This is a genomic window from Streptomyces sp. NPDC054872 (assembly GCF_053610705.1).
The window spans coordinates 114,833-129,124 of the sequence record NZ_JBSGYY010000008.1; the positions used below are offsets into that span (position 1 = coordinate 114,833).

Here is a 14,292-nt window from a genome sequence, read left to right on the forward strand (position 1 = left end):
AGCAAGCGATCATCAGCAGCCGCGGAGCCACATGCCGCGGCCGCGAGCCGCAGCCGCAAGCCGCCAGTCGCCCCTTTGAGCAGGCAGGGAGCCGCATCCCTATGTCCGAGCCGGAAGAGCCCAACGTGCCCGTGCAGAGCGCCGCAAGCGATACCAACGCCACCACCGCCCCGGAGGCAGGTATCGACATCCATACGACTGCGGGCAAGCTCGCTGATCTGCAGCGCCGCATCGAGGAGGCCAAGCACGCCGGTTCGGCCCGCGCGGTCGAGAAGCAGCACGCCAAGGGCAAGTTGACGGCGCGCGAGCGCATCGAACTGCTTCTGGACGAGAGCTCCTTCGTCGAGTTCGACGAATTCGCTCAGCACCGCTCGACGGACTTCGGCCTGGAGGCCAACCGTCCCTACGGCGACGGCGTCGTGACCGGTTACGGCACCGTCGACGGCCGCCCGGTGGCCGTCTTCTCGCAGGATTTCACCGTCTTCGGCGGCGCACTCGGCGAGGTCTTCGGCCAGAAGATCGTCAAGGTCATGGACTTCGCCCTGAAGACCGGCTGCCCGGTCGTCGGCATCAACGACTCCGGCGGCGCCCGCATCCAGGAGGGCGTCATGGCCCTCGGGATGTACGGGGAGATCTTCCGCAGGAACACCCACGCGTCCGGTGTGATCCCGCAGATCAGCCTGGTCGTCGGCCCCTGCGCGGGCGGCGCGGTCTACTCCCCCGCGATCACCGACTTCACCGTCATGGTCGACCAGACCTCGCACATGTTCATCACGGGCCCCGACGTCATCAAGACGGTCACCGGCGAGGACGTCGGCTTCGAGGAGCTCGGCGGCGCCCGCACCCACAACAGCACCTCCGGTGTCGCGCACCACATGGCGGGCGACGAGAAGGACGCGATCGAGTACGTCAAGTCCCTTCTCTCCTACCTGCCTTCGAACAACCTCAGCGAGCCGCCCGCCTTCCCCGAGGAGGCGGACCTGGCGCCGACGGACGAGGACCGCGAGCTCGACACGCTCATCCCGGACAGTGCCAACCAGCCGTACGACATGCACACGGTGATCGAACACGTCCTGGACGACGCCGAGTTCTTCGAGACGCAGCCGCTGTTCGCGCCGAACATCGTCACCGGCTTCGGCCGGATCGAGGGCCGCCCGGTCGGCATCGTCGCCAACCAGCCGACGCAGTTCGCCGGCTGCCTGAACATCGACGCGTCGGAGAAGGGTGCCCGCTTCGTCCGCACCTGCGACGCGTTCAACGTCCCCGTCATCACCTTCGTCGACGTGCCGGGCTTCCTGCCGGGCGTCGAGCAGGAGCACACGGGCATCATCCGCCGCGGCGCCAAGCTGATCTACGCGTACGCCGAGGCGACGGTCCCGCTGATCACCGTCATCACCCGCAAGGCGTTCGGCGGCGCGTACGACGTCATGGGCTCGAAGCACCTGGGCGCCGACCTCAACCTGGCCTGGCCGACCGCGCAGATCGCGGTGATGGGCGCGCAGGGCGCGGTGAACATCCTGCACCGCCGCACCATCGCGGCGGCCGGTGACGAGGCGGCCCAGGAGGCCACCCGCGCCCGGCTGATGCAGGAGTACGAGGACCGGCTGCTCAACCCGTACACGGCCGCCGAGCGCGGCTACATCGACGCCGTGATCATGCCGTCGGAGACCCGCTCCCATCTGGTGCGCGGCCTGCGTCAGCTGCGGACGAAGCGGGAATCCCTTCCCCCGAAGAAGCACGGCAACATCCCCCTGTAGTCCGTGCGGCAGTGAGGAGACCGTTCATGATCAAGGTCGTACGGGGCAATCCCACCCCGGAGGAGCTGGCCGCCGCGCTCGCGGTGGTCCAGGCGCGCGCCGCGGCGGTCGCGAACCAGCCGTCCGGCGCGCCCACGGCGCTCGACGCCTGGGCGGACCCCGCCCGGGTGGCCCGCCACCGGCTGCCCGCGCCGGGGCCGACGTCGTGGGGCCGCACCTACTGGCCCGGCTGAGCCCGGCGGCACGGTGCGGGAATGAGTGGGACGGGCCGGGGCGCCTGAGTACGCGTACTCAGGCGCCCCGCCGTCACCGCGCGCAGTATCGATTGCATGCTGTGGTCGGACCCGGAGGACAACCCGCCGAAGGACATGCGGGACATGCAGGCGAAGATGCGCCGTGCGGGGCTCGTCCTCGCCCTGGCCATGGTCATCGCGATGTTCGTCCTGGGCATCCACTGAGACGTCCGCCGCGGCTCGCTAACCTGACCGCATGACTGATCAGCCCCGCCGCCTCGTCCTCGCCTCCAAGTCCCCCGCACGGCTCGGCCTCCTGCGCCAGGCCGGTCTCGCCCCCGAGGTGATCGTCAGCGGGGTCGACGAGGACGCGATCTCCGCACCGACACCCGCCGAGCTCGCCCTGGCCCTCGCCGAGGCCAAGGCATCGGTCGTCTCGGCGCGCCCGGACACCAAGGGCGCCCTGGTCATCGGCTGCGACTCGGTCCTCGAACTGGACGGTCAGGCGCTCGGCAAGCCCGCCGACGCCGAGGAGGCCACGGCCCGCTGGAAGTCGATGCGCGGGCGCGCGGGCGTCCTGCAGACCGGCCACTGCGTGTACGACACCGCGGCCGGCCGCCATGTGTCGGCGGTCGCGTCGACCGTCGTCCGCTTCGGCGACCCTTCCGACGAGGAGATCGCCGCGTACGTGGCGAGCGGCGAACCCCTGCACGTGGCGGGCGCGTTCACGCTCGACGGCCGCTCGGCCCCCTTCGTCGACTCGATCGAGGGCGACCACGGCAACGTCATCGGCCTCTCGCTGCCGCTGCTGCGCCGCCTGCTGTCCGAATTGGGCGTCGGCATCACGGAGTTGTGGGCGCAGTAGATCCACACGACGGCCCCTGAGGGGCTCAGGCGGGCTGTGGGGCGCCGTTCTCCGGGGCCGCGCCGCCCGCCGCCCCGTTGCCGGTGCGCGGCTCGTCGGCGACTTCGCCGGGCTTCTTGTCGTACGCCACGAGGGTCAGGACGATCAGGCCGAGCACGACCATCATGAAGACGAAGGCGGGCCAGCCGACCAGGCCGACCGAGAACGCCCCGAGCAGCGCGTGCACCACGGCGGCGCTGATCAGCAACAGCCGTCCGAAGCGCCCCGGCGCGCGGTCGCTGATCCCCGAGCGCGCCATGACGAGGGCGCACAGCGCGAGGTAGAGGCCGAAGACGCCGCCCGCGATCCACGTCGAGACGGACATCGCGTGCGGGTCGAGCCCGGCGAGGGACATGTCCTGCTTGTTCACGACAAGCCCCAGGAACCAGTTGAGGAGTGCGATGCCCACCGCCTCCACCAGGAGCACGATCGCGCCCACCAAGGCCACCGGTCTACGCGCCACGGCGCCCCACCTCTTCCCCTGTTACCGCCAGTACGTGCCAGACATCGCGAAGGCTACTAACGGGTAAACCGAGGGACAAGGGCCCTGCTGATGGCAAAGAATCATTGGGCCATTCGTAGGGACTCCACAAAGATTGCCCCTCTGCCGCAGCACGCTCTCACAGAGACCTTGGCCACACCGGGACGTTAGTCTGCCGGTAAGGGACCCTGCGTACCGTGGTGCGACAAGGGATTTCGCGGTACGGGCAGGCCCGGATCACGCTCCGTGTGGGCAAGCTCACCATTGGGGACGGGTCGAAAGGTCGTGTCGGCAGTCCCTAAACTCGGCTTGTTTCAAGGAGGGAGCCATCGTGCGCAAGGTGCTCATCGCCAACCGTGGCGAAATCGCTGTCCGCGTTGCTCGGGCATGCCGGGATGCAGGGATCGCGAGCGTAGCCGTCTACGCAGATCCTGACCGGGATGCTCTGCATGTACGTGCGGCAGATGAGGCGTTCGCGCTGGGCGGTGACACTCCGGCCACCAGCTACCTGGACATTTCCAAGGTGCTGGCAGCGGCCAAGGACGCGGGGGCGGACGCGGTCCACCCCGGCTACGGCTTCCTTTCGGAGAACGCCGACTTCGCGCAGGCCGTACTGGACGCGGGCCTGATCTGGATCGGCCCGCCGCCGCAAGCCATCCGTGACCTCGGTGACAAGGTCGCGGCCCGGCACATCGCGCAGCGCGCGGGTGCCCCGCTGGTGGCCGGTACGCCGGACCCCGTCAGCGGTTCCGACGAGGTCGTCGCCTTCGCCGAGGAGCACGGCCTGCCGATCGCGATCAAGGCCGCCTTCGGTGGCGGCGGGCGCGGTCTGAAGGTGGCCCGGACCCTCGAAGAGGTGCCCGAGCTGTACGACTCCGCCGTACGCGAGGCCGTCGCCGCCTTCGGCCGCGGCGAGTGCTTCGTGGAGCGTTACCTCGACAAGCCGCGGCACGTGGAGACGCAGTGCCTGGCCGACAAGCACGGCAACGTGGTCGTCGTGTCGACCCGTGACTGCTCGCTCCAGCGCCGCCACCAGAAGCTGGTGGAGGAGGCCCCCGCGCCGTTCCTGAGCGAGGCCCAGAACGCCGAGCTGTACGCGGCGTCGAAGGCGATCCTCAAGGAAGCGGGCTACGAGGGCGCCGGCACCGTCGAGTTCCTCGTCGGCACCGACGGCACGATCTCCTTCCTGGAGGTCAACACCCGTCTCCAGGTGGAGCACCCGGTCACCGAAGAGATCACCGGCATCGACCTGGTCCGCGAGATGTTCCGCATCGCCGACGGCGAGGAACTGGGTTACGGCGACCCCGAGATGCGTGGCCACTCCTTCGAGTTCCGCATCAACGGCGAGGACCCGGGCCGCGGCTTCCTGCCCGCTCCGGGCACCGTGACCACCTTCGCCCCGCCGTCGGGTCCGGGCGTCCGCCTGGACGCGGGCGTGGAGTCCGGCAGCGTCATCGGCCCGGCGTGGGACTCGCTCCTCGCCAAGCTGATCGTGTCGGGCGCGACGCGTCAGCAGGCGCTGCAGCGGGCCGCGCGCGCCCTCGAGGAGTTCACCGTGGAGGGCATGGCCACGGCCATCCCGTTCCACCGCGCGGTCGTCAAGGACCCGGCCTTCGCCCCCGAACTGACCGGCTCCACCGACCCGTTCACGGTCCACACCCGCTGGATCGAGACCGAGTTCGTCAACGAGATCCCGGCGTTCTCCGCGACGGCCGACGCCGAGACGGACGAGGAGCCGGGCCGCGAGACGGTGGTCGTCGAGGTCGGCGGCAAGCGTCTCGAGGTCTCGCTCCCCTCCTCGCTGGGCATGACCATCGCCCGCACGGCAGCGGCGGGCGGCGCCCGCCCCAAGCGCCGCGCGGCGAAGAAGTCGGGACCCGCGGCCTCCGGTGACACCCTGGCCTCCCCCATGCAGGGCACGATCGTCAAGATCGCTGTCGAGGAGGGCCAGGAGGTGCAGGAGGGCGACCTGGTCGTCGTCCTGGAGGCCATGAAGATGGAACAGCCCCTGAACGCGCACCGCTCGGGCACGATCAAGGGCCTCACGGCGGAGGTCGGCGCGAGCCTGACCTCCGGCGCGGTCATCTGCGAGATCAAGGACTGACCCCGCTTCTCGAACGCCGGACGAGCTGAATGCAGCCCGTCCGGCGTTTGAGGACGAACTCGGCGAAGCCGGTGATGAACGGCACGCACGCTTCGGGCAGACTTGAAGCACGCGTACGTCCAGGAGGCACGCCATGGCAGAGGCAGAGAGCCCGCAAGAGCGCCCCCGCTTGAAAAGAGCGGACGCGCGCCGCAACTACGACCGGCTCCTGGCGGAGGCCCGCGCCGCCTTCGCCGAGCACGGCACGGACGCCTCACTCGAGGACATCGCCCGCCACGCGAACGTAGGCATCGGCACCCTCTACCGCCACTTCCCCAACCGGCACGCCCTGATGAGCGCCGTCTTCGAAGAGGCGGTCAGCGACCTCCTGGACCGCTCCCACGCGCTGCTCGAAGATCCGCAGCCCTGCTCGGCCCTGGTGACCTGGCTGCGCGCCATCATCACTCATGCGGGTGAGTACCGCGGGCTCTCCCGCGCCCTCATGTCGGCGTCGCACGACGACAGTTCGGCACTCTCCCGATGCAGCAAGCCCATGCGTGAGGCGGGCACGGCCCTGCTCGCGCGAGCGCAGCAGGCCGGTGCCGTACGCCCCGGCGTCTCGATCGGCGACCTGATGCAGCTGACCAACGCGATCGCGCTGGCCGCCGAAGAGACCCCCGACGAGCCCGAGTTGGCCGACCGCCTCCTGATGCTGACCCTGCGCGGCCTGAAGGCCGAAGGACCGGCCCCCGAAGACCGCGGTTCGGCCCCGGCGGCGGCCGGTTCAGCGGCGGCGTAGATCCGCCACCCGCGCGGCCCGCTCCCCGGGCTGCTGCTCCCCGAGCACCGCACTGCGCAACTGCGCCCCGGGACCTGACCCGTGACCGCCGTGGTTACGGCGCTGTCCCGGCAGTGGCACGTCCCGACGCGGTTGTCGCGCCGGGGCGGAGTCCACCCCCGGCCCGGAGTTGGGGCTCGCCGTCCCGCCGGCGACCGCGATCTGCACGCCCTGGTCGGCCAGGGCCTGCAGTTCGGTGGCCGCGCGGTCGTCGTGCGTGGGCGGTTCGTCCGTGACCAGACGGGTGATGACGTCCGTCGGCACCGTCTGGAACATCGTGTCGGTGCCGAGCTTGGTGTGGTCGGCGAGGACCACGACCTCGGCAGCCGCCTGGACGAGCGCACGGTCCACGCTCGCCGAGAGCATGTTGGACGTGGAGAGCCCGCGTTCGGCGGTCAGACCACTGCCCGACAGGAAGGCGCGCGAGACCCGCAGGCCCTGCAGGGACTGTTCGGCCCCACTGCCCACGAGCGCGTAGTTGGAACCGCGCAGAGTGCCGCCGGTCATGACGACCTCGACGCGGTTGGCATGAGCCAGGGCCTGTGCCACCAGAAGGGAATTGGTGACGACGGTCAGACCGGGTACCCGCGCGAGCCGTCGGGCCAGCTCCTGCGTGGTCGTACCCGCCCCGACGACGATGGCTTCGCCTTCTTCGACGAGTCCCGCCGCGAGATCGGCGATGGCCGTCTTCTCGGCGGTCGCGAGATGTGATTTCTGCGGAAAGCCGGACTCCCGCGTAAATCCGCCCGGCAATACCGCACCGCCATGTCTGCGGTCGAGGAGTCCTTCTGCCTCCAGCGCGCGCACGTCCCGCCGTACGGTCACTTCTGAGGTCTGGACGACGCGGGCGAGCTCCCGGAGCGATACCGCTCCGTTGGCCCGCACCATTTCGAGGATCAATTGGCGACGTTCTGCAGCGAACACGAAACTGACAGTAACCCCAACGACCGTCTGCTTTCAGCAGTTTGCGCCGAATTACAGAAGTTGTTCGCACGGTTGGGTGGGAAGTGGTATACGCGCCTACCCACCCCGCCTATGCCGGGCGAATGGGCGACAACAGCCCGTGACCTGCGCAGAGTTGTTGCCCCGTACGCGCCGTACAGAAACCGATCAGTCGGCGTTCAGCCGACGATCGGCCCGCGATCAGGCTTCGCCCGCCGACTTCCGCGTGTGGAGCTGACGCGCGACCTCGGCGATCGAGCCCGAAAGGGATGGATACACGGTGAACGCATTCGCGATCTGCTCGACCGTCAGATTGTTGTCGACCGCGATCGAGATGGGGTGGATCAGTTCCGAAGCGCGCGGTGCGACGACCACACCGCCCACCACGATGCCCGTACCCGGACGGCAGAAGATCTTGACGAAGCCGTCGCGAATGCCCTGCATCTTCGCGCGCGGGTTGCGAAGGAGCGGCAGCTTGACGACGCGGGCGTCGATCTTGCCGCCGTCGACGTCGGACTGGCTGTAGCCGACGGTCGCGATCTCGGGGTCGGTGAAGACGTTCGACGACACGGTCTTCAGGTTCAGCGGCGTCACCGCGTCGCCCAGGAAGTGGTACATCGCGATGCGGCCCTGCATGGCGGCGACGGAGGCCAGCGCGAAGATCCCGGTCACGTCACCGGCGGCGTACACGCCCGGCGCGGAGGTGCGCGACACCTTGTCGGTCCAGATGTGCCCGGAGTCCTTGAGCTTGACCCCGGCCTCCTCCAGGCCCATGCCGCTGCTGTTGGGGATGGCGCCCACGGCCATCAGACAGTGCGTGCCGGAGATGACGCGGCCGTCGTTGAGCGTGACCTCCACGCGGTCGCCCACGCGCTTGGCGGAGGCGGCGCGGGAGCGCGACATGACGTTCATGCCACGGCGCCGGAAGACGTCCTCGAGGACGGCGGCGGCGTCCGGGTCCTCGCCGGGCAGCACGCGGTCGCGGCTCGACACGAGCGTGACGTTCGACCCGAGCGCCTGGTAGGCGCCGGCGAACTCGGCACCGGTGACACCGGAGCCGACCACGATGAGCTCCTCGGGGAGCTCGTCCAGGTCGTACACCTGGGTCCAGTTCAGGATCCGCTCGCCGTCGGGCAGCGCGTCGGGAACCTCGCGGGGGTGCCCGCCGGTGGCGATCAGCACGGCGTCGGCCACGAGCGTCTCTTCGGTGCCGTCGGCCGCGCGCACGATGACCTTGCGCGAACCGTCGGTGTCCTGCTGGCCCTCCAGACGGCCGCGGCCGCGCAGCACGCGCGCGCCCGCACGCGTGACGGACGCGGTGATGTCGTGGGACTGCGCGAGCGCGAGGCGCTTCACACGGCGGTTGACCTTGCCGAGGTCCACGCCGACGACACGGGCGGGGGTGTCGATGTGCGGGGTGTCGTCCGCGACGATGATGCCCAGCTCCTCGTACGAGGAGTCGAAGGTGGTCATCACCTCGGCCGTGGCGATCAGAGTCTTGGACGGGACGCAGTCGGTGAGCACCGACGCCCCGCCCAGACCGTCGCAGTCGACGACGGTCACCTCCGCGCCGAGCTGGGCGGCAACGAGTGCCGCCTCGTATCCGCCGGGTCCGCCGCCAATGATCACGATCCGAGTCACGTACTCCATTGTCCCGCACGCTTCAAGGTGCTTCGCCCCCGGGGGCGCCATCCGGGCCGATCCGGTCCGTTCTTCCTACAAGAAGGGCACTTCCGTTACCGGAGGGACGCACGGGTCGGCTGCCGTACCCTCGATCACATGTCGCTCTACGCCGCGTACGCCGGCAATCTGGATCCGCGGCTCATGTCCCGCCGCGCCCCGCACTCGCCGCTGCGCCAGACGGGCTGGCTGAACGGCTGGCGGCTGACGTTCGGCGGGGAGCACATGGGGTGGGAGGGCGCACTCGCCACCATCGTCGAGGCGCCGCGCTCACAGGTCTTCGTGACGCTGTACGACGTCGCCCCCATGGACGAGGACTCCATGGACCGCTGGGAGGGCGTGGGGCTCGACATCTACCGCAGGATGCGCGTGCGCGTGCACACCCTCGACGGCGAGGAGCCCGCCTGGGTGTACGTCCTCAACGGGTACGAGGGCGGCCTGCCGTCGGCGCGTTACCTGGGGGAGCTGGCCGACGCGGCGGAGACCGCGGGGGCGCCGCACGACTATGTGATGGAGCTGCGCAAGCGGCCCTGCTAGGCCGCCCCGGGGTGCCCGGAGGGCTCTCGTCGGAAACGACAAGACAACGATCCGAATCCCGTGAGCATCGTCATCTACGCGCGTAGGGCGAGAGCGGCTACTCTCGTCCGCGTGAACGCTTCAGTTATTTCGGACGACCAGGGCGACCCGTACGCCGCCGCCGACGCCGCCGCCACGCGCCTGCGTGAGCTGACGGGCGCCGAGACCCACGACGTGGCCCTCGTGATGGGCTCCGGCTGGGCGCCGGCCGTCGGCGCGCTGGGCGAGCCGGAGGCGGAGTTCCCCGTCACCGAGCTTCCCGGCTTCCCGGCGCCGGCGGTCGAGGGCCACGGCGGCAGCATCCGCTCCATCAAGATCGGTGAGAAGCGCGCCCTGGTCTTCCTGGGCCGCACCCACTATTACGAGGGCCGCGGCGTCGCCGCCGTCGCGCACGGCGTGCGCACCGCGGTGGCCGCGGGCTGCAAGACGATCGTGCTGACGAACGGCTGCGGCGGTCTGCGCGAGGGCATGCGCCCCGGTCAGCCGGTCCTGATCAGCGATCACCTGAACCTGACGGCCACGTCGCCGATCGTCGGCGCGAACTTCGTGGACCTCACGGACCTGTACTCCCCGCGGCTGCGCAACCTCTGCAAGGAGATCGACCCCTCCCTCGAAGAGGGCGTCTACGCGCAGTTCCCCGGCCCGCACTACGAGACTCCGGCGGAGATCCGCATGGCCCGCACCATCGGTGCGGACCTGGTGGGCATGTCGACGGTCCTCGAGGCGATCGCCGCGCGCGAGGCCGGCGCGGAGGTGCTCGGCATCTCCCTGGTCACGAACCTTGCCGCGGGCATGACGGGTGAGCCGCTGAACCACGAGGAGGTCCTTCAGGCGGGCCGCGACAGTGCTACCCGCATGGGCGAGCTGCTGGGTCAGGTCCTGGGCCGTATTTAGTTTCCCCCTGGCGGGGCTTTTCCCTGGCGGGGCGCCTTGCCTGGCGGGGGGCCTTGCCCGGCGGGGTGGCCTTGCCCGGCGGGGCGGCCTTGCCCGGCGGGGCGCCTTTCCGGCGGGGCGGCCTTGCCAGGCGGGGGCCTCTGCGCTGTGGGGCCTCTGCGTTGTGGCTTGGCGGTCTGCGGCGGCCGCTGCCGCGAGGCTTTCCCACCCGCCCGCCCGGTTGCCCCGCGGCATCGGCCCCTTGCCGCACAAGCCTCCCCGCCCACCCGCCCGTTCACCCCGCGGCTTCGGCTCCTGCCGTAGGGGCCTTCCCACCCACCCACCCGATTGCCCCGGAGTACTGCCCGTTGCCGAACAGGCTCTCCCGCCCAACCGCCCGCCCGATTGCCCCGGAGCGTCGGGGGGCGCACGACACCTTTCGCCCCGGGGTAATCGGGTGGGTGGGCGCACGAGATCTTTCACCCCGGGGTAATCGGGTGGGTGGGCGGGAAAAATCCGCCGCGGAGCGGCGGGACAGGAACGCACCACCGGGCCGCGCCGTGCACGCGCGCACCGGCGGGACAAGAAAGCACCACCGGCCCGCACCGTGCACGCGCACACCGGCGGGACAGGAACGCACCACCGAGCCACCGCACCGACCCACCGCACCGCACCGCGCAAACATCACCTGCGGGACAGCAACGCACCGCAGGGCCATCGCCGCGTCGGGTAGGCATACCCGGGGCGGGCCGCAAAGCCTGCCGGGCCCCGGGCCCAGCGGGCCACACAGGCTGCCGGGCCCCGGGCCCAGGGACCCGAACCCGGGCCCCGCACACGAACTCCGCACACGAGAGGCTGAAGAAACGTGCCGGACGACTCTGAACTCATCGCGCGGGCCCAGGCCTGGCTTGCCGAGGACCCGGACCCCGAGACCCGCGAGGAACTCGCGAAGCTCATCGACACCGCGGACACCGACGAGCTGAGCGCCCGCTTCAGCGGCACCCTCCAGTTCGGCACCGCCGGCCTCCGCGGCGAGCTCGGCGCGGGCCCCATGCGCATGAACCGCTCCGTGGTCATCCGCGCCGCAGCGGGCCTCGCCGCGTACCTGAAGGCCGGGGGGCAGGCCGGCGGCCTCGTCGTCATCGGCTACGACGCCCGCCACAAGTCCGCGGACTTCGCGCGCGACACCGCCGCCGTCATGACCGGCGCCGGACTCCGCGCGGCGGTGCTCCCGCGCCCGCTCCCCACCCCCGTACTCGCCTTCGCCATAAGGCACCTCGGCGCGGTCGCCGGCGTGGAGGTGACGGCGAGCCACAACCCGCCGCGCGACAACGGCTACAAGGTCTATCTGGGCGACGGCTCCCAGATCGTGCCGCCCGCGGACGCGGAGATCGCGGCGCAGATCGACGCGGTGGCCTCCCTCCACGACGTCCCCCGCCCGGAGTCCGGCTGGGCGACCCTCACGGACGACGTCCTGAACGCCTACCTGGCCCGCACGGACGCCGTCCTGTCCCCGGGCTCCCCCCGTACCGCCCGCACCGTCTACACGGCGATGCACGGCGTCGGCAAGGACACCCTCCTCGCGGCGTTCGAGCGGGCGGGATTCCCCGCCCCGGAGCTCGTCGCCGAACAGGCGGAGCCCGACCCGGACTTCCCGACCGTCGCGTTCCCCAACCCGGAGGAGCCGGGCGCGATGGACCTCTCCTTCGCGAAGGCCCGCGAGGTGGACCCGGACCTGATCATCGCCAACGACCCGGACGCGGACCGCTGCGCCGCCGCGGTCAAGGACGGCCCCGACAACGCGGACTGGCGCATGCTCCGGGGCGACGAGGTCGGCGCACTCCTGGCGGCGCACCTCGTGCGCAGGGGCGCCCGCGGCACGTTCGCCGAGTCGATCGTCTCCTCGTCCCTGCTCGGCCGGATCGCCGAGAAGGCGGGTCTGCCGTACGAGGAGACCCTCACCGGCTTCAAGTGGATCGCCCGCGTCGAGGGTCTGCGTTACGGCTACGAAGAGGCCCTCGGCTACTGCGTGGACCCCGAAGGCGTACGCGACAAGGACGGCATCACGGCGGCGCTGCTCCTCACCGAGCTGGCGTCCGAGCTGAAGGAGCAGGGGCGCACGCTCCCCGACCTTTTGGACGACCTGGCCGTGGAGCACGGCCTGCACGCCACCGACCAGCTGTCGGTCCGCGTGGAGGACCTCTCCGTGATCGCGGACGCGATGCGTCGCCTGCGTGAACTGCCGCCGACCACGCTCGCGGGCCTGCCCGTGACCAGGGCCGAGGACCTGACGCAGGGCACGGACACGCTGCCGCCCACGGACGGCCTGCGGTACACGCTCGACGGGGCCCGCGTCATCGTGCGCCCGAGCGGCACCGAGCCGAAGCTGAAGTGCTACCTGGAGGTGGTGGTCCCGGTCGCGGCGAGGGACGGACTGCCCGCCGCCCGCACGGAGGCGACGGACCTCCTCGCGGCGATCAAGCGCGACCTGTCCGCCGCCGCGGGCATCTAGCGGGCTCCCGAGGCGGGTGGCCGCGGGGCCGCCACCCGTCCGGGTGGTTCGCACGGCGCAGCCGCCTCAGTGATCCGGTGCGCTGCCGGTCCCCCGGGAAGGGTGACCGGCAGCGCACGATCACGTTCCAGGAGCTGCCGCAGTGCCGTACGGACCGACCCCTGAGACCACCTCGACCGCACCGGCGCCATCCGCTGAGCCCCGGGTCGTCGCCCCGTCCCGCCGCCCCCGCATCGCTCCGGGCCGCTCCCCCGGCCGCCCCGCACGCGCCGTCCGCGCCCTGCGCCGCGCGTCGCCCGCACTCCTCGCGTACGCCGCCGTACGCCTCTTCGGCGCCCTGGTCTTCGCCCTGTGGGCGCGCGAGGAGCACCGGGACGTCTGGCATCTGCTGGCGGAGTCCTGGGACTGCGACTGGTATCTGAAGATCGCGGACACGGGGTACGCGGACACCCTGGGCACCAGGATCGACGCGAACAACCTCGCCTTCTTCCCGCTGCACTCCCTGCTCATCAGGGCGGGCAGTCTGCTCGTCCCGGAGCCGCGCGGGGCCGTGGGTCTCGCGATCGCCGTCACGTGTTCGTTCCTCGCGGCGTGGGGGATCTTCGCGGTGGGCGAGCGGCTGTACGGGCGCAGGGCGGGCGTCCTGCTCGCCGTTCTCTGGGGGTCGCTCCCCGTCGCGCTCGTGCAGTGGATGGGCTACACGGAGTCGCTGTTCACGGCGCTCACCGCGTGGGCGCTGTACGCCGTGCTCACCGGCCGCTGGATCTGGGCGGGTTCGCTGGCCGCGCTCGCGGGCCTGACCCGCCCCACGGGTGTGGCGCTCGCGGCGGCGGTGTCCCTGGCGGCCCTGCTCGCGCTGTGGCGCGCGCGCCGCGGTGGCGGCACCGCCGGCCGCCCACGCCTGCTCCTGGGGGCGTTGCTCGCCCCGCTCGGCTGGCTCTCGTACGTCGCCTGGGTGGGGCTGCGGCTCGGCCGCTGGGACGGCTACTTCGCCGTACAGAAGTTGTGGCACAACGAGTGGGACGGCGGGGTGGCGACTCTGCGGACCGTGCAGGACCTGCTGTCGGTCCAGCGGCCGCAGCTGTTCCTGATGATGGTGACCGCGACGCTGCTCGCGTCGGTGGCGCTGTTCGTCCTGTCGGTGGGTGACCGGCAGCCGCTGCCGCTCCTTGTCTTCACGGGCCTGCTGCTCCTGATCGTGCTCGGCAGCAAGGGGGTCTACTTCCCCCGGGCCCGCTTCCTGCTCCCCGGCTTCCCCCTGCTGCTGCCGCTCGCGGCGGCGCTGTCCCGCGCACGTACGCACGTCGCCGTGACGGTGACGGCAACAGCGGCGCTCACATCGGCGGCGTTCGGCGGCCACATGCTGCTGGCCTGGCTGGGCCCACCGTAAGGCCGCGAGAAACAGCCGCACCG

Annotated in this window: 13 protein-coding genes; 10 read left to right on the forward strand and 3 right to left on the reverse strand. The window is 71.1% G+C overall.

Annotation, left to right across the window (positions count from 1 at the left end):
• The first annotated feature begins 101 nt into the window (after positions 1 to 101).
• The 4 genes from ACWGIH_RS12440 (at position 102) to ACWGIH_RS12455 (ending at position 2,855) form a co-directional block, all read left to right on the forward strand.
• A complete protein-coding gene (locus ACWGIH_RS12440; RefSeq protein WP_453452349.1) occupies positions 102 to 1,757 on the forward strand; it encodes an acyl-CoA carboxylase subunit beta in 1,656 nt (551 codons plus the stop codon).
• Between the two features lie 26 nt (positions 1,758 to 1,783).
• A complete protein-coding gene (locus ACWGIH_RS12445) occupies positions 1,784 to 1,990 on the forward strand; it encodes an acyl-CoA carboxylase subunit epsilon (protein WP_453452350.1) in 207 nt (68 codons plus the stop codon).
• Positions 1,991 to 2,086: 96 nt separating this feature from the next.
• Complete coding sequence (mmpB, locus tag ACWGIH_RS12450; protein WP_451207149.1) at positions 2,087 to 2,215, forward strand: morphogenic membrane protein MmpB; 129 nt, start codon at positions 2,087 to 2,089, stop codon at positions 2,213 to 2,215.
• Positions 2,216 to 2,246: 31 nt separating this feature from the next.
• The gene (locus tag ACWGIH_RS12455) at positions 2,247 to 2,855 is read left to right on the forward strand and encodes a nucleoside triphosphate pyrophosphatase (protein WP_453452351.1); all 609 of its coding nucleotides are present in this window, start codon (positions 2,247 to 2,249) and stop codon (positions 2,853 to 2,855) included.
• A gap of 25 nt (positions 2,856 to 2,880) precedes the next feature.
• Here the strand turns inward: ACWGIH_RS12455 and ACWGIH_RS12460 are convergent, their stop codons facing one another.
• On the reverse strand, positions 2,881 to 3,357 hold the full coding sequence (locus tag ACWGIH_RS12460; protein ID WP_453452352.1) for a hypothetical protein: 477 nt from the start codon (positions 3,355 to 3,357) through the stop codon (positions 2,881 to 2,883).
• Positions 3,358 to 3,706: 349 nt separating this feature from the next.
• On the opposite strand from ACWGIH_RS12460, the gene ACWGIH_RS12465 reads away from it, so the two are divergent.
• Both ACWGIH_RS12465 and ACWGIH_RS12470 read left to right on the forward strand, forming a co-directional pair.
• Entirely contained in the window at positions 3,707 to 5,479 is a 1,773-nt protein-coding gene (locus tag ACWGIH_RS12465; RefSeq protein WP_453452353.1) for an acetyl/propionyl/methylcrotonyl-CoA carboxylase subunit alpha, read from the forward strand.
• A 133-nt stretch (positions 5,480 to 5,612) separates the two neighbouring features.
• The gene (locus ACWGIH_RS12470; protein WP_453452354.1) at positions 5,613 to 6,257 is read left to right on the forward strand and encodes a TetR/AcrR family transcriptional regulator; all 645 of its coding nucleotides are present in this window, start codon (positions 5,613 to 5,615) and stop codon (positions 6,255 to 6,257) included.
• Here ACWGIH_RS12470 and ACWGIH_RS12475 read toward each other — a convergent pair.
• A complete protein-coding gene (locus tag ACWGIH_RS12475; RefSeq protein ID WP_453452355.1) occupies positions 6,243 to 7,220 on the reverse strand; it encodes a DeoR/GlpR family DNA-binding transcription regulator in 978 nt (325 codons plus the stop codon). The two genes, ACWGIH_RS12470 and ACWGIH_RS12475, sit on opposite strands and share 15 nt — an antisense overlap.
• A gap of 219 nt (positions 7,221 to 7,439) precedes the next feature.
• Positions 7,440 to 8,888, reverse strand: a complete 1,449-nt coding sequence (locus ACWGIH_RS12480) for an NAD(P)H-quinone dehydrogenase (RefSeq protein ID WP_453452356.1) — start codon at positions 8,886 to 8,888, stop codon at positions 7,440 to 7,442.
• Between the two features lie 129 nt (positions 8,889 to 9,017).
• On the opposite strand from ACWGIH_RS12480, the gene ACWGIH_RS12485 reads away from it, so the two are divergent.
• From ACWGIH_RS12485 to ACWGIH_RS12500, 4 genes are all read left to right on the forward strand, one after another.
• Positions 9,018 to 9,455, forward strand: coding sequence for a gamma-glutamylcyclotransferase (locus tag ACWGIH_RS12485; RefSeq protein WP_249588135.1), 438 nt, complete (start codon positions 9,018 to 9,020; stop codon positions 9,453 to 9,455).
• A gap of 111 nt (positions 9,456 to 9,566) precedes the next feature.
• Positions 9,567 to 10,388, forward strand: coding sequence for a purine-nucleoside phosphorylase (locus ACWGIH_RS12490; protein ID WP_453452357.1), 822 nt, complete (start codon positions 9,567 to 9,569; stop codon positions 10,386 to 10,388).
• A gap of 844 nt (positions 10,389 to 11,232) precedes the next feature.
• Positions 11,233 to 12,879: a phospho-sugar mutase gene (locus ACWGIH_RS12495; protein WP_453452358.1), complete on the forward strand. Its 1,647-nt coding sequence runs from the start codon at positions 11,233 to 11,235 to the stop codon at positions 12,877 to 12,879.
• 142 nt (positions 12,880 to 13,021) lie between these two features.
• A complete protein-coding gene (locus ACWGIH_RS12500; RefSeq protein ID WP_453448103.1) occupies positions 13,022 to 14,269 on the forward strand; it encodes a hypothetical protein in 1,248 nt (415 codons plus the stop codon).
• The last annotated feature ends 23 nt before the right edge of the window (positions 14,270 to 14,292 follow it).

Coding starts and splice junctions, on each gene's coding strand:
- ACWGIH_RS12485 (WP_249588135.1), top strand. CDS start 9,018: ATGTCGCTCTACGCCGCGTACGCCGGCAATCTGGATCCGCGGCTCATG.
- ACWGIH_RS12455 (WP_453452351.1), top strand. CDS start 2,247: ATGACTGATCAGCCCCGCCGCCTCGTCCTCGCCTCCAAGTCCCCCGCA.
- ACWGIH_RS12445 (WP_453452350.1), top strand. CDS start 1,784: ATGATCAAGGTCGTACGGGGCAATCCCACCCCGGAGGAGCTGGCCGCC.
- ACWGIH_RS12470 (WP_453452354.1), top strand. CDS start 5,613: ATGGCAGAGGCAGAGAGCCCGCAAGAGCGCCCCCGCTTGAAAAGAGCG.
- ACWGIH_RS12480 (WP_453452356.1), bottom strand. CDS start 8,888: ATGGAGTACGTGACTCGGATCGTGATCATTGGCGGCGGACCCGGCGGA.
- mmpB (WP_451207149.1), top strand. CDS start 2,087: ATGCTGTGGTCGGACCCGGAGGACAACCCGCCGAAGGACATGCGGGAC.
- ACWGIH_RS12440 (WP_453452349.1), top strand. CDS start 102: ATGTCCGAGCCGGAAGAGCCCAACGTGCCCGTGCAGAGCGCCGCAAGC.